Source organism: Tunturiibacter lichenicola (genome assembly GCF_051013355.1).
In the GTDB taxonomy this organism is placed as follows: Bacteria; Acidobacteriota; Terriglobia; order Terriglobales; family Acidobacteriaceae; genus Edaphobacter; species Edaphobacter lichenicola_F.
Genome location: NZ_CP132944.1, coordinates 1,363,190 through 1,381,905, shown reverse-complemented (window position 1 = coordinate 1,381,905; position 18,716 = coordinate 1,363,190). Strand labels below are relative to the sequence as shown.

12 protein-coding genes and 1 pseudogene are annotated in these 18,716 nt (G+C 56.6%); 7 read left to right on the top strand and 6 right to left on the bottom strand.

Annotation, left to right across the window (positions count from 1 at the left end; genetic code table 11):
- Positions 1 to 71 precede the first annotated feature (71 nt).
- Positions 72 to 2,348 (top strand): GH92 family glycosyl hydrolase, encoded by a 2,277-nt coding sequence (locus RBB82_RS05995; RefSeq protein WP_433974201.1) that lies wholly within the window; start codon positions 72 to 74, stop codon positions 2,346 to 2,348.
- 66 nt (positions 2,349 to 2,414) lie between these two features.
- Here RBB82_RS05995 and RBB82_RS05990 read toward each other — a convergent pair whose 3' ends face one another.
- Positions 2,415 to 3,002: a ferritin-like domain-containing protein gene (locus tag RBB82_RS05990; protein WP_433974200.1), complete on the bottom strand. Its 588-nt coding sequence runs from the start codon at positions 3,000 to 3,002 to the stop codon at positions 2,415 to 2,417.
- A 153-nt stretch (positions 3,003 to 3,155) separates the two neighbouring features.
- Positions 3,156 to 3,356: a hypothetical protein gene (locus tag RBB82_RS05985; RefSeq protein WP_433974199.1), complete on the bottom strand. Its 201-nt coding sequence runs from the start codon at positions 3,354 to 3,356 to the stop codon at positions 3,156 to 3,158.
- Positions 3,357 to 3,672: 316 nt separating this feature from the next.
- Between RBB82_RS05985 and RBB82_RS05980 the strand changes: the two genes are divergently transcribed.
- The 4 genes from RBB82_RS05980 (at position 3,673) to RBB82_RS05965 (ending at position 10,126) form a co-directional block, all read left to right on the top strand.
- Positions 3,673 to 4,221 (top strand): PEP-CTERM sorting domain-containing protein, encoded by a 549-nt coding sequence (locus RBB82_RS05980; protein ID WP_433974198.1) that lies wholly within the window; start codon positions 3,673 to 3,675, stop codon positions 4,219 to 4,221.
- Positions 4,222 to 5,123: 902 nt separating this feature from the next.
- A complete protein-coding gene (locus RBB82_RS05975) occupies positions 5,124 to 5,576 on the top strand; it encodes a hypothetical protein (protein WP_433974197.1) in 453 nt (150 codons plus the stop codon).
- A 430-nt stretch (positions 5,577 to 6,006) separates the two neighbouring features.
- The gene (locus RBB82_RS05970; RefSeq protein WP_433974196.1) at positions 6,007 to 6,996 is read left to right on the top strand and encodes a glycoside hydrolase family 16 protein; all 990 of its coding nucleotides are present in this window, start codon (positions 6,007 to 6,009) and stop codon (positions 6,994 to 6,996) included.
- Between the two features lie 7 nt (positions 6,997 to 7,003).
- Entirely contained in the window at positions 7,004 to 10,126 is a 3,123-nt protein-coding gene (locus RBB82_RS05965; protein WP_433974195.1) for a sensor histidine kinase, read from the top strand.
- 481 nt (positions 10,127 to 10,607) lie between these two features.
- On the opposite strand, the gene RBB82_RS05960 is transcribed toward RBB82_RS05965, so the two are convergent.
- The 4 genes from RBB82_RS05960 to RBB82_RS05945 form a co-directional block, all read right to left on the bottom strand.
- Positions 10,608 to 14,000 (bottom strand): TonB-dependent receptor domain-containing protein, encoded by a 3,393-nt coding sequence (locus tag RBB82_RS05960; RefSeq protein WP_433974194.1) that lies wholly within the window; start codon positions 13,998 to 14,000, stop codon positions 10,608 to 10,610.
- A 500-nt stretch (positions 14,001 to 14,500) separates the two neighbouring features.
- On the bottom strand, positions 14,501 to 15,319 hold the full coding sequence (locus tag RBB82_RS05955; protein ID WP_433974193.1) for a glycosyltransferase family 2 protein: 819 nt from the start codon (positions 15,317 to 15,319) through the stop codon (positions 14,501 to 14,503).
- 36 nt (positions 15,320 to 15,355) lie between these two features.
- On the bottom strand, positions 15,356 to 15,871 hold the full coding sequence (locus RBB82_RS05950) for a hypothetical protein (RefSeq protein ID WP_433974192.1): 516 nt from the start codon (positions 15,869 to 15,871) through the stop codon (positions 15,356 to 15,358).
- Positions 15,872 to 15,942: 71 nt separating this feature from the next.
- Positions 15,943 to 17,160, bottom strand: coding sequence for a beta-ketoacyl-[acyl-carrier-protein] synthase family protein (locus RBB82_RS05945; protein ID WP_433974191.1), 1,218 nt, complete (start codon positions 17,158 to 17,160; stop codon positions 15,943 to 15,945).
- 584 nt (positions 17,161 to 17,744) lie between these two features.
- On the opposite strand from RBB82_RS05945, the pseudogene RBB82_RS05940 reads away from it, so the two are divergent.
- A pseudogene (locus RBB82_RS05940) lies at positions 17,745 to 17,936 on the top strand (NmrA family NAD(P)-binding protein); the annotation flags it as partial.
- 80 nt (positions 17,937 to 18,016) lie between these two features.
- Positions 18,017 to 18,631 (top strand): SDR family oxidoreductase, encoded by a 615-nt coding sequence (locus RBB82_RS05935; protein WP_433974190.1) that lies wholly within the window; start codon positions 18,017 to 18,019, stop codon positions 18,629 to 18,631.
- Positions 18,632 to 18,716: the final 85 nt, after the last annotated feature.

Below are 18,716 nucleotides of genomic sequence, written 5' to 3'. Positions count from 1 at the left end.
ATCTAGCCACACAGATCCCACTCGTATCCCAAACTTCACGCGCAGTTGAGATATACAAGGGATCAATCCTCATGCAAGCAGCAGTGCACTCCATCATCAAGCGTTCAATCCGCCTCTCCCTCAGCGCACTGCTGCTAGCAACACCAATCCTCGCGCAAAAAGCCGCCGCCACATCCCCACACGACTACACCCACAACGTCGACCCCTTCATCGGCGTCGATTGGGGCGGCAACACCTTCGTCGGCTCAGCCATCCCCTACGGCCTCGTCAAACTCGGTCCCGACATGGAGACCTTCGACGGCCGCCGCTCCGGCTTCGGCTACTCCAGCAACGGAGTCATCCTCGGCTTCTCGCACCTCCACCTCAGCGGCGCGCAGGGCAAATACGGCAACATCCTCGTCGCACCCGTCACCGGCCCCCTCGACCTCGACGACATCAAAACTCCGCGCTCGAACGAGGTCAATCAGGTCGGCTACTACGCCGCGAACCTCGACCGTTACAAAATCAAAGCTGAACTAACCAGCAGCCGTCGCGTCGGCTTCCATCGCTACACCTTCCCCGCATCACAGCAATCCCACCTCACCATCAACGTAGCCCACGCACTCGACCTCGGCCCCGGCTCCGAGTCCCAGCGCTTCCTCGGCGCAGAGATCCACCTCACCAGCAATCACGAAGCGCAGGGCATCGCCCGCTTCACCGGCGGCTGGAACAAAGGCGGCGAGTACAAGGTCTACTACTACATGGTCCTCGACACGCCAGCAACCACCACACAAACCTGGACAGGCACAACCTTCAGCTCCGCCAAAGACGCAACAGTAGATACAGCGATCCCGATCGGCGCGACCTTCAACTTCACCACTCACGCCAATCAAATCATCCAGGCAAAAGTAGGCATCTCCTTCATCAGCGCCGACCAGGCAAAACAAAACGTCCAACAAGAGATCCCCACCTGGAACTTCGCCGCCACCCACTCCGCCGCGACAGCATTGTGGAACACCGAGCTAGCCAAGCTCAACCTCACCGGCGAAACTGACTCCCAGCGTCGTCAGCTCTACACCGCGATGTACCACATCATGCTCATGCCTACCGACCGCACCGGCGAAAATCCCGACTGGCAATCCACCGAGCCCTACTACGACGACTACTACGCCATCTGGGACACCTACCGCAGCTCCAGCCCGCTCCTCACCCTCATCTCCCCCGACCGCCAGCGCGACATCATCCGCTCCCTCATCGACATCTACCGTCACACCGGCTACATGCCCGACGCCCGCAGCGGCAACGACAACGGCCGCACCCAGGGCGGCTCCAACGCCAACGTAGTAGTAGCGGACGCGTACCTCAAGGGCCTCAAAGGCATAGACTACGAGACCGCCTTCGCCGCCATGGTCCACGACGCCGAAGTCCCTCCCGCCAACGCACAGAAAGAAGGTCGCGGCGGCCTCAAAGACTATAACGAAAAAGGCTACATCACCCTCGCCGACGAGCGCTCCGGCTCACGCATCGCCGAGTACAGTTACGACGACTTCGCCATCTCCGAAGTAGCCTGCGGCCTCGGCCATCAAAAAGAAGCCGCCCTCTACGCCAGCCGCACCCACAACTTCGAGCACCTCTGGGACAAGGACATGACCGCCGAAGGCTTCCACGGCTTCCTCCGTCCCCGCAACCCCGACGGCACCTGGGCCGCGCCCTACCTCGTCGTCCGCGGCACCTGGCCCGACTTCTTCTACGAGGGCGACATCTGGACCTACTCCATCTACGCCCCGCAAGACATGCGCCGCCTCATCGACATGGCCGGCGGCAACGAGACCTTCGTCCGCCGCCTCGACTGGATCTTCGGTCGTCGCCACTTCGACGTCACCAACGAGCCCGGCTTCCTCATCCCCGTCCTCTACAACTACGCAGGCCGCCCAGACAAGACCGCCGACATCGTCCATCTCCTCCTCGAAAAAGCCTTCATGGACACCCGCGCCGGCATCCCCGGCAACGACGACTCCGGCGCCATGTCCAGCTGGCTCATCTTCTCCACCCTCGGCCTCTTTCCCGTCGCCGGCCAGGACGTCTACCTCATCAGCACCCCCAGCATCCCCGACGCCTCACTCGCTCTCGCCAACGGCAAAAAGCTCCGCATCATCGCAAAGAACCTCGACCCCAACGGCCTCAACCGCTACGTCCAGTCGGCCACGCTCAACGGAGTCGATCTCCCCAACGCCTGGTTCCGCCACGACCAGATCAAAGACGGAGCAACACTGGTCCTAACAATGGGCTCCGCACCCTCCACCTGGGGCACCACCACCCCACCCCCATCCATGAGCGACCCCAACGCCCACACCTGCTCCACCAACTAAAAATATCTCCAACAACAAAGAGCCTCGCAACCGCGAGGCTCTTCTCCATCACCCAATAATTGAAAACTAAGAAGCGCGCTTCTTCAACCCAGGAGCAGCCGCCTTCTCATCGTCGCGGCTCTTCTGTGCTGAAGTCTTCTCCTTCGCAGACATAGGCTTCTTCTTCTGCTCTGGCTCTTCGGAGCTCTTCATAAAGATCGGACCTGCCGCCGCAGAAATCTTCGCCGCCGCCGCTAGCTCCTCATTCAGATTTTGCGTTAGCAGATCGATTACATCCTGCATGCCGAGCGTCTTCGCCATCGAGATCGACGCCTGGTAGCCCGCAATCTCATAGTGCTCCGTCCGCAACGCCGCGCCAATCAATCCTGAATCGAACGACGCGCCCTCTTCATCTTTCTCCAGCGCATCCTTGCCTTCTTCGATAACGCCTTCCATTCCATTGCAGTGCTCTCCGGTCGGCTTCTCGCCCAGATGTCCGAAGACCTCCTTCAACCGTTCCACCTGTCCTTTGGTCTCTTCCAGATGCGCAGTAAATAGTTCCTTCAGCTTTGCATCCTTCGCGCCCTTTGCAAGCTTCGGCAGGGCCTTCACCAACTGATTCTCAGCGCTGTACATATCGCGCAGCTCATCCAGCAAAACATCCTTAAGTGGCATATCACTCTCCTGTGTCGATCTATGATTCCCGGCACTCGAGCCACTTGCGAATCACTTAGTGAGAGACGCTTTCGCCGTGTGAAGTTGGCCGCCCATGCGGGTTAAATGCGAAGAGGCCGCGGAAACACCGCGACCCCCTCCGATCCGTTCTAACTACTTCTTGCTCGCTGCCGCCGACTTGCCGTGAGCTTCGGTCGACTTGCCGTGCGCCGCCGTCGATGACTCGTGGGCTTTCGTGGAGTGTTCGTGAGCCTCATCGACGTTGCCCGTATCGTGCTTTGCGGCTGCGTTGGTATGGTGACTTGCTGCTTCGGTATGGTGCTTTGCTGCATCCATGTGCGCTTGTTTAGCCATTGTGTGTCCACTACCTTTTCTAAGAGCATCAGCTCTTAACCCGATACGATGACAGCGCCCACATCGGCGTTATCCCTTCGGCGCCCAAAACGAACTCCCGACCTTCAAACTATTCATCCACTCAACAAAATCCTGCCGAATTGCGAAAGCCGTGTTGCCTTTCCAAGGCTGCCGGGTGGGTTATTCGCGGGCACGTGCGAGCCGCATGAGCCTCCAACAAGCTGCAAACTAAGCGTTCTGTTCCGAATTCCCTTGACGCATCTACCCGTGCGAGCGCACCCTTGTTGCCATCAAAAACTTCCCGAAGGGGCCCTCTGTGAGCAAACCTCTCTTCACTCTTGCACTTCTTGCTTCTGCCTTCATCCTTCCTCTAGCCGCCCACGCCGACGCAGTCGATGACTTCCTCATCACCGGCAACGGCAACACCATCACCTTCTCTCTTCCAGCGTCCCCTACAGACGTCTTTGTCAGCACCGGTGCTGGTGGTGTTATCGGAGGCTTCTCGCCAATCCCCGCGCCTCTGGCCACCTTCAACGGCGTCACTTCTTCCAGTAGCATGGAGTTCCTTTCCGGCAACATCTTCTTCGTCGGGCCCGGAATCCAACTGTTCACAAGCGGCGGAGCCCTGACTCTCGTCGGCGAACTCCTTTACTCCGGCTCCGCATACACGCCCACTTTCCTTACCGGAACATTTGACCTTCACCAGTTTCAAGCGTTCCCGAACGTGAACTACACCTTGACCATCACCCCGGAGTCGACACCGCCCACGGTTCCCGAACCCAGCGCTCTGCTCCTCTTCGCCACCGGTGCCGCAGGTCTCCTCTACCGCGCAACCAAGCGTCCGACAACCGGAACGTTCTTATAAAAAATCGGGCAGCCAGTCGGCACAGGGGCCCATCGGCCGCAGTGGAACATTGCCGGGTGGCCCATCCTTTGCAGTCTCATCGCAAAGGGTGGGTTATTCGCGCCCACGCGAACCGCATTTAAATCTCCAATAAGCCAGAACGTAAGATTGCTGAGGCCTGCCCGACGAAACGCATCCAACTCGTGTGTCCCATATCTCGATTCTGAGATGTGGGCATTCGCACGAAGGCGCGAACCGCGAATGTCATGTATACGAACTAACTCACTCTTCCGGCAGCCCCTTTAGACCGTCTTAAAATAATCCAAAAAAGCTTCACCAAACTTGGCGTATGAGTTATATCCAATCCGCTACAATTAAATAAGAGATCAAACAAGGGCTGCCTGCGGCGAAAGCTGCGGCAGCCCTTCGCATTTAACCGACAACAAACACCACGATAAACACCATGATAGGGACACAAGCACCACGATGATGCACACCAAACTTCACACCTCCGAGCTCCTACCCCTCAGTGTCCAGCGCATCCAGCTGCGCCTAAACAAACGTCAGTGCACGAGCATCCAGGAACCCAAGCACCATGCTTCTGCGCACGAGCATCCAGGAACCCAAGCACCATGCTTCTGCGCACGAGCATCTAGGTAACCCAAGGCTTCAGCCTTGGGCATCTCAAGCTGAGGAGTACGCGGGGCTTTAGCCCCTGGGGTATGCCGTTTTGTCTGAGCCAAAGGCAATCGAAGGAGCAGAAGCAGCCTCAACTCGCACAAAACAAGTATTTTAGCCGTAACCCACATGGATGCAATATTTTACCGGCACCACTTGCCGCTAAACTACTGCATCCATTTCACTTCCCCCCAAAATACCCCCGAAGGGGGGAGGGGGTACCAGTATCCAAAGGAGCCAGAAAAATGCAAACCGCCATCTGCCGCCACATCAAGACCAACGGACGCCGCTGCAAATCCCCATCGCTCGGCCAATCCGCCTTCTGTTACTTCCACTCACGCCTGCACCGCCGCCACAAAAATCTGGCCGAAAACGCGCCCGTCCTGCTCGAAAACCAGCCGAACCCCACGTCCGCTGCAACCGGAACACACCAATTCCTGCCCGAATCCGCACCACTCGAACTCGATCTGCCGCCACTCGAAGACGTCGAATCCATCCAGGTCTCCATCTCCCTCCTTATCGCCGCTCTCGCCCGCAACCGCATCGACTCCAAACGCGCCGCCGTCCTTCTCTACGGCCTCCAGCTCGCCTCCACCAACGCCCGCTCCATCACCATCGAACCCTCCGCCACCTCTGTCATCCGCGCCCTCTCCCGCACCAAATCCGGCCTCGATCTGGCCGTAAAAGACGAAGCCTGACGAAAGATGATGAGATCACTTCACCGGGTGGCCCATCCTTTGCAGCCTCATCGCAAAGGGTGGGTTATTCGCGTCCACGCCAACGCACTTCTCGGCGGCTCGGCGACTGGTTGCACGGTAGAGGCCCCAATCGCGGTGCTATATTCCCATAAGAGTTCCCCTGATATCCATCGGCCGAGTTTTCAAGGGAGGCGTGAGTGTCAACAAGAGACCGCGTCGGAGCTAAGAATAGACTTTGAAATGGTCTTTGGGGGTCCCTGTGTTTCAGTGTGATCTGATAGCGTTCGAGGCAGGCCTTCAATCTTCGCCTCCACATGGCGGCCGGCGCTGGATCAGGCAACAGACAGCGTTCCTCGATAGGACTGTGCGCGCCGCGTGTCTTGTCGCTCTTCTTTTTTCCCTGGCCGGCTGTCGTCCGACAACGCAAAACGTGCGGCCGTCGATCGAATTCACAAAAATTCCTCCTGCAGCTCAGGGCGGTCGTGAGAAGGTCGATACCATCGCAGGTCGTGTCGTCGGAGCGCGACCCGATCAGCGCATCGTCGTCTATGCCAGGAGCGGTCCGTGGTGGGTCCAACCCTGGCCTGATCAGCCTTTCATACCGATCAAAGCTGATTCCAGCTGGAGCACCTCAACGCATCTGGGGTTCGAGTATGCCGCCTTATTGGTGGATCCGGGATATCATCCGCTGCCGACGCTGGACCTGGCGCCCGTTGCGAGTGGTGCAATCGCGGTTGTGCAGATCGTCAAAGGCACCGGCACCCCCCAGCTGGCGCCCACGGTTCCGGTGAAGTTCAGCGGATACGACTGGGACGTTCGGACCATCGCAGCCGATCGAGGCGGACTGAACCATCTCTATGACGGCGACAATGCATGGGTCGATCAAAGCGGTGCTCTGCATATCCGCATGAAGAAAAAGGGTGATCGGTGGTCCTGCGCGGAAGTGGTGTTGGGGCGCAGTCTTGGCTATGGAACCTACGCGATGACGGTGCGTGACAGTTCGCATCTGGAGCCTGCGGCGGTGCTGAGTCTCAATACGTTCGACCAGTGGGGAGGGGACCAGAACTACCGCGAGTTGGACGTCGAGATCAGCCAGTGGGGCGATGCCGCGAGTAAGCACAATGCGCAATATGGCGTTCAACCTTTTTACATTCCCGGGAATGTAGCTCCCTTCACGGCGCCTCCGGGGACTCTCACTCACTCGTTTCATTGGGAGCCGGGGCGCGTAACCTTTCGAACCGTTCGCGGAAGCTCCGCCAACGCCAAAGCATCCGTGGTTTCTGAACACATCTTCACATCGGGGGTACCTTCACCAGGCCAGGAGAGACTGTTGCTGGGATTGTATGACGTTGCCAGTGGCACATCTCCTATGCAGAAAGATAGCGAAATTGTTATTGAAAAATTCGAGTACCTTCCGTGAAGGACGTATGAAGAGGCACTGGCTTGTCCTGAGTGTACTGGCCGGACTTGCCGCACTGTGCTTCGATTACGCATATGCGATCGATCCGAACCGAATGATTTCGCAGTACGTGCGTGAGTCGTGGGGAAGTGAAAAGGGGTTCAGCGGCGGGACCGTAACCTCCATCGCGCAGACCCCGGATGGGTATCTGTGGATCGGGACAGAGAAGGGCCTGATTCGTTTCGACGGATTGAACTTCCGTCTTTTTCAGCAGGCCACACCTATAAACATTCCAATCGGCCCGGTCCAGGAACTCATTGGGGATGCTCAATCCAATCTTTGGATCCTTCTGAAGAACACTACGATTCTGCGTTACCACGACGGAAAATTTGAACTCGGCCGCGATGAAGCGGAGCATGGGATTACTTCCATCGGAAAGAGGAAAGATGGCACCGTTCTTTTCTCGTCTTTTGCTCTCGGGACTTTGGCCTACCATGCAGGAAAGTTTGAGACACTCACTCCGTCGACGGCACCGACAAACTCGCCCGAGTTCATAACGGCCGGCCCTCTCGACAACCTGTCTACTCGTCTCAGTTGGGCTACGGGGGTAGTCCCACATCGAATTGCGGAACCCAATTCCGCAGTCATTGCAATGGCAGAATCGAGCGATGGGAGACTTTGGCTGGGTACGCGAGATAAAGGTCTGTTCTATTTGAAAGACGGACAGATCGTAAGCACTGTGAAGCGATGGAGTAGTGGAAAGATCAACTGCCTTCTGCCTGTAGAAAATGGAGAGGTATGGATTGGTACCGACGACGGTGTGTTGCGTTGGAACGGGTCGGAACTTACTCGCGTTAGTTTTCCGTCAGTTCTCAACCACATGCGGATTCTTTCGTTGGCACGTGATCGCGATTCGAACACCTGGCTAGGCACCTCCCGAGGGCTTTTCAGGTCCAATGTTAAGGGTATCTCTTTCGCGGATGAAACGACGTCGCAACCCAACCTCGCAGTTACCTCTCTTTTTGAAGATAGAGAGGGGAATCTGTGGATTGGGACTGCAGCGAAAATTGAGCGCCTCAGGGATAGTCCATTTGTCACGTACACAGTGTCAAAAGGCTTGCCGTCGGAGAGCAATGGTCCGGTGTACGTTGACTCTGAAGAACGCACCTGGTTTGCTCCACTCGATGGCGGACTGCACTGGCTCAAAGGGGAGAGAGTTGGAAGCATCACCGACGCGGGTCTCGATCGAGATGTCGTGTATTCCATCGACGGCAACGCGAGCGGTCTGTGGATCGGCAGACAGCAGGGTGGCCTGACCAACCTGCTGTCTGCCGATGGCGGCATCACCATCAAGACGTACACCCATCTGGATGGACTGACGCAGGACAGCGTGTACGCGGTTCATCAGAGTCGCGATGGAACAGTCTGGGCTGGAACTCTCAGCGGCGGAGTGAGTGAGTTAAGGAATGGACGATTCACCACCTACACGACTGCGCAGGGCATGTCGTCCAATACCGTTGCATCGATCGTAGAGGGTTTTGACGGGACGATGTGGTTTGCAACTCCAAATGGGTTAAATAAGTTTTCTCATGGCCAATGGAGAGTGTACGCAGCCCACGACGGTCTGCCTTCTGCGGAAGTTAATTGTCTCCTTGAGGATTCGGTTCACGTACTTTGGATTGGTACTGCGGCCGGTCTGGCGTTCCTCGACTCAACCGGCGTCCATATTCCTGCCAAAATGCCAGGACCACTCCACGAGCAGATTCTGGGGATTGCAGAGGATCGAAACGGCTGGCTGTGGATAGCGACTTCAAGCCACGTGCTGAGGGTAAAACGCGACAGGATTCTGGGTGCGACTCTCGGGAGCGAGGACGTGCGAGAGTACGGGCTTGCCGACGGATTGAATGGAATAGAAGGCGTAAAACGGCATCGATCTGTGATTGCAGACCCTCTCGGAAGAATCTGGTTCTCTATGAATCATGGTCTATCGGTTGTGGATCCGATTCGAGCTACGAATAACGTAGCCCCCGTACTTGTAAAGATTGATGGGATTTCGGCAGATGGGATTCAGAGCGATCTCGGAGAACCCATTCACATCCCATCTATTCGTCAGCGCACCACATTCAGCTTCGCGGGGTTGAGTCTTTCGATACCGGAGCGAGTTCGATATCGCTATCGCCTCGATGGTTTCGATCGAGCGTGGAGTGAACCAGTCGCCACGCAAGAGGCCGTCTACACAAATCTCAGCCCCGGATCTTATCGGTTCCGCGTTATCGCCTGTAACAGCGACGGTCTGTGGAACTACAACGGACCTTCAGTGCAGCTCACGATTGTTCCAGAGTTCTATCAGACAAAGTGGTTTCTTCTGTTGTGTGCGGCGATCGCGGGATCTCTCGCCTGGGCGGCTTACCAGTGGCATGTTGGACAAATGACGGATCGCTTGCACATGCAGTTCACTGAACGTCTGTCGGAACGAACACGAATTGCCCGGGAGTTACACGACACACTGCTGCAGACTTTTCAAGGATTGATTCTTCATTTTCAAACGGCCCGCGATCTGCTTCAATCACGTCCTGCGGAGGCGAGCGAGAAGCTTGATACGGCTCTCGAAAGTGCAGATCAGGCCATGGTAGAGGGGCGAAATGCGATATACGACATACGGTCTTCCACTGTTGTTGATGATGATCTCGCTCACGCGATCGGTGCGCTTGGTGATGAGTTGCGGGCTAACTATAGCGGTAAAGGAGATCCGGCGGCGCTCTCGGTTGTGGTGGAAGGTACAGCAAAACCACTCGACCCGATCTGTCGCGACGATATCTATCATATTGTTCGGGAGGCTCTGAGAAACTCTTACAGGCATGGAGAGGCGAAGAGCGTGGAAGCAGAGATTGCGTACGGAAAAAGATCGCTTCGGGTGCGAATCAGGGATGATGGAAAGGGCATTGACCCGAAGGTTCTGGCTCAGGGCGGCCTCGCCGGCCATTGGGGCATGGCCGGTATGCGGGAGCGCGCCAAACGAATCGGAGGGAGGCTTGTCGTCTGGAGTGAACTAGAGGCAGGAACCGAAGTTGAGTTGAGCATTCCCGGCTCGGTGGTCTATGCCTCGTCTCTTGCGGAGACTGACTTTCAACAGTTTTACAAGAAACGATGAACGGTCGTCGGGTCATCGGCTGCGGCTATTTTGTGTTGGGCTATCACCCCTGACAACCCTCTATATGGGTCTAAAGAATCTCGGCTCAGTGAATACCCACCCCCCGGTTGGTATACGTAACGTGTTTATTTTCAATAGCATGCGAAAAGTTACCTGTGTAAAATAGTCATTCCAAAATGGTTACAGGTAAATACGTCCATCTAAAGGAGATAGCCAGGACAAAGGGAGACTCGCAATGCGCAGGCTTTCTTTTCGCTATCTATATTCAATTATAGAGAAGCGGCTATAACTCATACGCCACGTGATTCTCCTTGTTTGGCGCGGGTTTTGACGTTATTGGGCTTGACAAGCGTTTTTGCAGGCGTTTCTGACGTTCTTTACTGCTGGCACAGAAATGTCCGCCGTCTATTCCTGGTCGCACGACAAAAAGATGCCCCATCCACACTACGGATGGGGCATCTTGTGGATTGTGTCCCTTTTTTTAAAAGAGCACTTTAAGGGCGAACTCAGTGTTGAAGGGCTCGCCCGGGCCGATAGTTGGGTTGCCGAGGTATGGTCCGATGGTGGAGCCGATCGTTCCGCCCTGGCCGGTTGAGGGAAATCCGACGGGAGCCAGATTGGTGTGGTTGAAGAGGTTGTACATGTTGGCCTTGAACTGAATCTTGACCCTTTCCGTGATTGCGGTCGTCTTGATCGCAGCAAGGTCGAAGTCTTCATAGCCGGGATTAGAGTTCTGTCCACGGCGGGTTGGAGAGTAGGTTCCGGCAGCTGGATCGACGAACGCATCCGCCTGGTTGGGGTCGTTTGGATTTTGCGAAGAGCTGAACCATTGAACTGAGCCGTTAATAATCGCGTGAGATACGCTGTTTGGGTTTGCGAGAACCTGGACCGCGCGGTCCGCGCTGTCCCCGTTGCCGCTTACGTTCTTGGTGGCTACGACGGTGTATGGCGTTCCACCGTGGAATGAGAATCCCGAGGTGAGTTGCCAACCGTGGGTGAGCCGCTCCGGTCCACGGAACACTGGAATGTTGTAGTTGAAGTATCCGGTAAAGGTGTTGCGGACGTCGTAGTCTGAGTTGCCGTACTCTGCTCTCTCGTCATAGGGATTTTGTGGGAGGTAGGGGAGAAGACCGGTCTCATAGTCAAGCGCATGGGACCATGTATAGTTCAGCTGCGATGTGAGGCCATGCCAGTTCTGGACCTGCAAAGTGGTTTGAAGCGAATGATAAATAGAGCCCAGATTGCTGCGGGCCTCATCGATGACGCCGAAGGCTGGAAACTGCGTGTAGTAGGGGCGAGTCGTGGTGTCAGGCGATCCCGATGTGTTGGGTGAGGCTGAATTGATGTCGAACACACCCATCAGATGGGTGCCCTTTGAGCCGACATAACCAATCTGCCAGATGACTGAGTTGGTGATGCTGTGCTGAAGGTTCAGGTTCCAAAGCTGGGTAGCGGATGGTCTGAAGTTCTTGTCGAAGGTCGATATGCTCTGGCTGCCGGGTGCGGGGCTCTGGCTTGCCGCAGCGATGGTTGGGTAGATATCGACTCCAGGCTGAATTACCTGTTGAAGACCCTGGGCATTCACGACAAGGTCGCTGCCTGCCGGGTTGAGGCCAGGTCCGAAGACTGAGATATTTTGCAGACCATTGTTCTGGAGGATGGATTTGATGTAGACGGTGTCGTAGTAATATCCATAGCCTCCGCGCAGAACCGTATCTCCTGTGTTATCGATTTGCCAGGAGAATCCGACGCGTGGGCTCAAAGCCCCTTTGAAGCCTTGATAGATGTTTGAGACGTTCTGGCCAGCGACTGCAAGGCCGGATGCGCTCGTCGGATCGAAGATGGAGAGGTTCGGATAGTCCGAGTGTACCGGTCCTGCATAGTCGTAGCGCAGACCGTAGTTGAGGTTCAAGCGCCTGTTGATCTGGAAGCCGTCCTGAGCATAGAGAGCCCAGTTGTTTCCGAATACCTGCCGCTTCGGATTACCAAGCACGATACTCGATGCGGAGGGATTAATGCAGCCAGCCAGGAAGTCGGCTAAACCGAGGACGTTGGTGTCTTGATTCGGCGATGGCAAAGCCTGGTTTTTTGTCGCTAACGTCATGCACGGTTTTATGGTGGCATCCGGCGTCTGATTATTCGAATTCCAGATTCCCTGAGAACCATCAAAGTAGACTGTTCCGCGCTGGCCTGTCTGATAGAAGTCGTCCACCTGAGCCATACGGAATTCGCCACCGAAGTGGATTTGGTGAGCACCCTTCGTCCAGGTGAGATCATCGTCAAGCTGTCCGGTGATGTCGTTCCTTCCTGATGGGGCGGTAGGGCCGAGAGGATCGAACCCTGTATTGCTGCCCGTGAGCCCAGAACCACTGCTAGCTGCGCCGATGATCAGGTGTGGCGAACCGGGGAGAGATGGATCGGTAACACCTGTGTTAAGCCCGAGGCCTACGGGATCAAACCCTGTATCAGAGTCGCTGAAGACCTGATTGAAGTAGCTGACGCCGGCACTGAGTTGATTGGCCATGAATGGGGTAATGATGCGGTTGTAGATGATGGAATAGTTTTGAACGTGGATAGGTGCGTTTTCGAAGTATGGCGTCAGTGTCGAGCTAGTGGGAGCGGTCTGCGTACCCTGCGCGACAAACCATCGGGCAGAGATATGGTCTTTGTCGCTCAGTTTGTAGTCTAGTTTGATGAGTCCGTTGAAGCTGTGGCCGGTCAAGTTGCCAGTGGCCTGGTAATTGTTCGATGTGGCAGGGCCCGTGAGTGCTGCGGCTGGCCAGAGGCCCGGAAGAGTGCCGTTTCCATTCAGCAGATTTGCGGCCACAGTGCTATGTGGTACGCCGTAGTAGTCGAGCACATCGTATGCAGCAGCCTGATATGCGGCCGAGGGTTCTGTGGCCTGGCTGAGTGCTCCGATGAGAAAGTTCTGATGCTCGCCGGCTAAGAAGAAAAAGAATTTGTCTTTGATGATTGGTGCACCGACTGAAAAACCGTAGTCCTGGAGTCTGGACGCCGGTTTAGAGTCGCGGAAAGGATTTTGACGTTCAAAGAACTCGTTATGGTTTGAGTAGTAAGCCGTCCCATGGAGGCCGTTAGTTCCAGATTTGACGACGAGGTTCGATGTGCCACCAGGATTTCGCCCGAGAGTAGTTGATCCAGTCGTCACAAAGTTGAAGCTCTCGATGGCATCGATGGGAAAGACTACGCCGGCGATGGCAGAGACTCCACCCTGGTTGACGGCGGGTATATTCCACCAGAAGTCGTTGTTATCGGTTCCTTCGATCTGCCAGTTCACGGCGTTGGTTCTGGTTCCATTGACGCTGGCGACGCCGCCACCGCCACCTGTGGAGTAGCCAGCGAATCCAGTGGTCTGAGCGACCATCTGGGTGAAGTCACGGCCGCTGTTCGGAATATTCTGTACCACTACCTCTGGCAACACAGTAGCCTGCACATCGGAGACAGTGTCGAGCGTTAATGCGGCAGCTGTGATCTCCACCGTCTGATCTGTCGAAGACAGGTTGAGCTTTGCGGTGAGGGTGTAGTTCGAGCCGGCTGCCACTTGAACCTTGTCGTATTTAGCGGTCGAGAATCCGGTGAAACCGATCGTGACGGTGTAGCTGCCTAAGGGTAGGTTCGTGAAGTTGAACTCTCCAGTACTGGAAGATACGGTCTTGTAAGACACATTGGTCTCAGTGTCGACTGCAGTAACAGTTGCTGAGGCGATAGATGCCCCTGTTACGTCCGTGACGGTGCCGGAGATGCCTCCTCGAAAGGTTTGAGCGTGGCTGACGGGGGTGCCGCCGATGGTTAACAGAATGACGGCGAGGCTGAAGAGAACAGCCTTTAACGATCTGAGTGATAGCCGATGCATGTAACCTCCGAAAAAAGGCAAAGCGTCTCCTGTTCGCCTCAAGGCGATTTTTTATAGGTGGAATTAAAGACAAAGCCGGCGTCACAGCAAAATGCTGCGGGTGCGTCACTGTATTCCAAGGGCCGAACGGCTGCTAGAAGTGTGGCGAAAACGGCAAATTAAGAAAGAGTGAGCCAACCGTAAACGCATTTTGTGAATATTGCAAGATTTTTTTTGAGATATCACCGACGAGTTGAGAGGAGACTTATCGCCTTTAGCATCAAAATGAGATTGCATTTTGTAACTATTGATGTTGCAAAATGCCGTTGTTGCCATCGATAGATAGGGAGTTTATATGAATCGAACATCAAGGAGTTCGACGGGAGTTGCCAGTTCGGAATGAGTGAAAGACAAAGCGGTGAGTGTACCCATGGAGTATGCGATGTCGAACTCATTGGGTTTAGCGGAGCGAATGCCTCGCTTATTTTTCGGACGCAGCGGATGTGATATTTGAGGCGGGGTCAAGCTCCGCCGCGGCGCAGTTCTCTGGTCTTGAGGACGATGAGGTATTCGTAGAAGGCCTGCAGGGTGGCATAGGTGAGGCCGGCGGGTCCGTCGAGGATGGCGCGGCGGAGGAAGACCATGTACACCCACTTGAGGAGTGGGCGAGCTGGGAGTCGGTAGAAGATGGCCTTCTGGTGGAGTCGGCGAGTGTGGAAGTCGGGGTCGCGAAGGGCGGTGACGAACGAGGGGTTCTGTAGGCCCTGGCTGCGGACGATGAGCTCGGCCTCCATGGTGGAGTAGAGGTTGTGCTTCTCTACCCAGCGTGAGATGCCCTTGGAGAAGGGGTAATGGTCGAGCGGGTAGCTCAGTTCGGCGACTGGACCGTCGACCTCGAGGACCTCGTTGATGGTGCGGGTGTAGCGGACGCGCTCGGGGCGGACGAGGCGGATGTAGAAAGGGGATATCTGAGCGTGCTTGAGCCAGGTGTCGAAGAGGAAGTCCCTGCGTCGGACGCGGAAGGCTGAGGTCTGGTCAGGCGCTGCGAGGGCGATCTGCTGCATCTCGCGGGAGAGCTCTGGAGTTGGTCGCTCGTCGGCGTCGGGAAGGAAGACCCAAGGGTACTTGAAGGGGATGGTTGCGAGCGCGGCGTTGCGGTGAGTTGCGTAGTCGTCGAAGGTGCGTGTGTGAACGTGTGCGCCGGCGGCTTTGGCTATCTCTACTGTGTTGTCGGTGCTGTGGGAGTCGAAGACGTGGATGTCATCGGACCAAGAGACTGAGGAGAGACATGCGGGAAGGTCGTTCTGCTCGTTGCGGGTGAGGATGAGGACGGAGATCATCTGCGGCTATGGTATCGCGATGATCTCCGGTTGCGGCTAGAAGCGTATGACGAGTCCAGTTGAGAGCGTCTGTGGATGTACTGTTCTGTTTCCCTGCGAGATTCCTCCACCGCTGTAGCTGTAGTCAGCGATGCGCCAGTCGAGGTGAGGGAGAATGGTGGTGTCGATTCCGCCAACCCAGCGATAGTTTGCGTCGGTGGTGTTCTTGGCGCCGTTGTTCTGCTGGTTGTAGGAGGAGAAACCTCCGAGGACTTCGACGTAGGGTTTGAGCGGGACGAGCGGAAGCTTGAGGGCGACGCGAGGGCCGAAGAGGCCGCTGTTGATGTTGTCGGAGAGATCGCCGCGAGCGTCGATTGCGACGTTGATCGGGCCGAACTTGGCGATGCCGTAGTAGAAGCCGAACGTTCCGGCTATGGTCCAACTCTCGTGGTTGATTTCGGTTTTTTCGCCGCCCACGGTTCCGTAGATAGCTAGTTTGGCCTGGGCGTGGAGGGTAGCGGTGCAGAGGGTAACGAAGAGGAGGGGGAGGGTCCAGATTGTTCTTCGGTTCATGCTTCAAGGCTAGTCGTAAGTGACGGCGCTCTACAAGTAAGCAGGTGGTGACCCCTGTGGAACGACGGGGTTTAGATAGGGCGGAACGCCAGGACAGCGTTGAGGCCACCGAAGGCGAGGGAGTTTGAGAGGGCCAGTTTCGGGGTTACCTTGCGGGGGGAGCCGAGGATGATGTCGAGGTCGATTGCGGGGTCGATTTCAATGACTCCGGCGTTGGCTGGGAGTTGATTGTTGTGTAGGGCGAGGATGGTGGCGAGGGCTTCGAGGGCGCCGCTAGCGCCGATGGAGTGGCCGTGAAGCGACTTGGTGGAGCTGACGGGGATCTTTGAGGTGCGGTCGCCGAATACCTGGTGGATGGCGGCGGTTTCGGTGGTGTCGTTGACCTGGGTTCCAGTGCCGTGAGCGCTGATGAATCCGACTTCGTCGGGATTTGCGTTTGCGTCTTTGAGCGCTCTGACCATGGCGCTGGCTGCTCCCTCGGCGTGGGGCTGGGTGATGTGGCAGGCGTCGGCGGAGCTTCCGGTGCCGACGATCTCGGCGTAGATTTGGGCGTTGCGGGCTCGGGCGGACTCGAAGGTTTCGAGGGTGAACATGGCGGCGCCTTCGCCGAGGGTCATGCCGTCGCGATCAGCAGAGAAGGGGCGGCACTGGGTGGGGGAGACGACGCGCATGCTGTCCCAGGCGCGGAGGAAGCCGAAGGTGAGCGGGGCTTCGTGGCCGCCGGTGATGGCGGCTTCGATCATTCCGCTGCGGATCATCTGGAAGGCGAGGCCGATGGCGTGGGCGCCGGAGGAGCAGGCGGTGGAGATGTTGAGGGCGGGGCCGGTGATCTTCTGGTCGATGGAAATGTTGCTGGCGCCGGCGGATGCCATGGTGCGGACGACGGTGAGGGGATGAACGCGGGCGTCGCGGGTGTAGAGCTTGTTGGTCTCGGTCTCTTCGGCCTGGCGGCCACCGCAGGCGCAGCCTACGACGATGGCGATTCTTTCGGGGTCGTAGTGGCTTGTGATCTGGGATTCGGCGGCGGCCTGACGAGCCGCGACGATGGCGAAGTGGGTGGTGCGGTCAGTTGCGCCGACGATGCCGGTTTCGAGGTGCTGGCGGGCGTCGAAGTCCTTGACGGCGGCTGTGCGGGTGAAGCGTAGGCCCTGGGTTTCGCCGGGCGCTTCGGGGTAGGGGGGGAAGGGGGCGATGCCGGTGGCTCCGCTGAAGAGAGAGGTGCGGAAGTCTGCGACGGTGTTGCCGAGCGGGGTGATGCAGCCGAGACCTGTAACTACGACACGATTCACTTCTTCTCCATACTAGTGCTTTGATGATTGTAGATTCTTACAAGGGTTCAGGCCGAGACCCCCACCCCCCATTTCCTGCGTCTAAATTCGCTCTTTTCAATAACTTACGACAGGGCCTTGCCTGCAAATTCGTCTATCTAAACGGGTTACGTCCAAATTCGTCTCCTGAAAGGAGTTAGCTGCGGATCAATATGAAAAAGCCCCTGTAGGTCTCCAGGGGCTTTTTATATTGTCTATCTCTATTATAGCTGGTGGAGCGGAACTTATACGCCACGTGATTGTTCAGTGTTGGCGCGGGGTTTGGCGGTTTGGGGGCTTGACAAGATTTTGTAGCGGAAGCCGGCCCCGCGCTTCTGCTAACGGCTTCAATTCGGGGATGGTTGCCTCTGCATTGAAAGCGATGGCTTTCGGCTTTCGCGGTTCTCAGCAGAGGTTCAGTCTGAGCGTGGAAGCGGGTCAAGGTCGTGGTCCTGTGAAGAAAGAGAGACGACCAACTTTTGGATTTATCTGCGACGCGCCGACCGCGCATATTTCCACACTCGAGTGAAGAAACCGGCGTAGGCTCTGTTCTTGGGAGAACTGACATGATTCTCGTTGTTGGTGCCACCGGCTTGGTAGGGAGCGAGATTTGCCAAAGACTATCGAGACGAGGGGAAAAGGTTAGAGCGCTGATTCGCACGACAAGTTCGGCAGAAAAGGTGGCACTTCTGCGGGAATGGGGTACGGAAGTATTCTTGGGCGACCTCAAAGATCCCGACTCGCTGGCTGGCGCCTGTCGCGGTGTGAATGCAGTCATCTCGACTGCGTCCTCGACCCTCTCCCGGAGGCAGGAGACTCGATTGAGTCGGTCGATGACATGGGACAACTGCACCTCGTGGAAGCGGCAAAATCTGCTGGTATCAGTCGGTTCATTTTTGTCTCCTTTCGCCCTCCGGCCGGTATCTCCTCCCCGCTGGCAGACGCAAAAGCGCACGTGGAGCATGCGATCACGGACCTGAACTTTACTACGATCCAGGCTAGTTGGTTCATGGAAGTATGGCTGAGCCCGGCGCTCGGATTCGATTACTTGAATGCTTCCGCTCGCATCTATGGACCCGGGACCAGCCCCGTGAGTTGGGTCTCGTTCCCGGACGTCGCCGAAATGTGCGTTCTTGCTCTGCGGCATCCGGCAGCAGAGCGCAGGACGATCGAATTTGGCGGCCCCGCAGCGCTGAGTCCACTCGATGTTGTTGCTCGTTTCGAAGAGATTGGTGGCAAGCCGTTCAAGCTCGAGCACATCTCGGAGGAGGCGCTACGCGCACAGTTTGACGGAGCAACGGATTCGATGCAGAAGAGCTTCGCCGCCCTGATGTTGGCCTACTCATCTGGAGACGCGATCAACATGACGTCGATCCAGCAGGAGTTTGGAATCAAGCTCACGAGCATTGAACAATTCGCCCGCACTGTTCTTGGACAGACAGCGACCCATTGACGATGGGCCACCGGGCGTTGGCGCGATGCCCATGTCAGAGTCGAGATACTTGGCACCCGGCGTTTTAGCGATCTTTGAGAGGGAT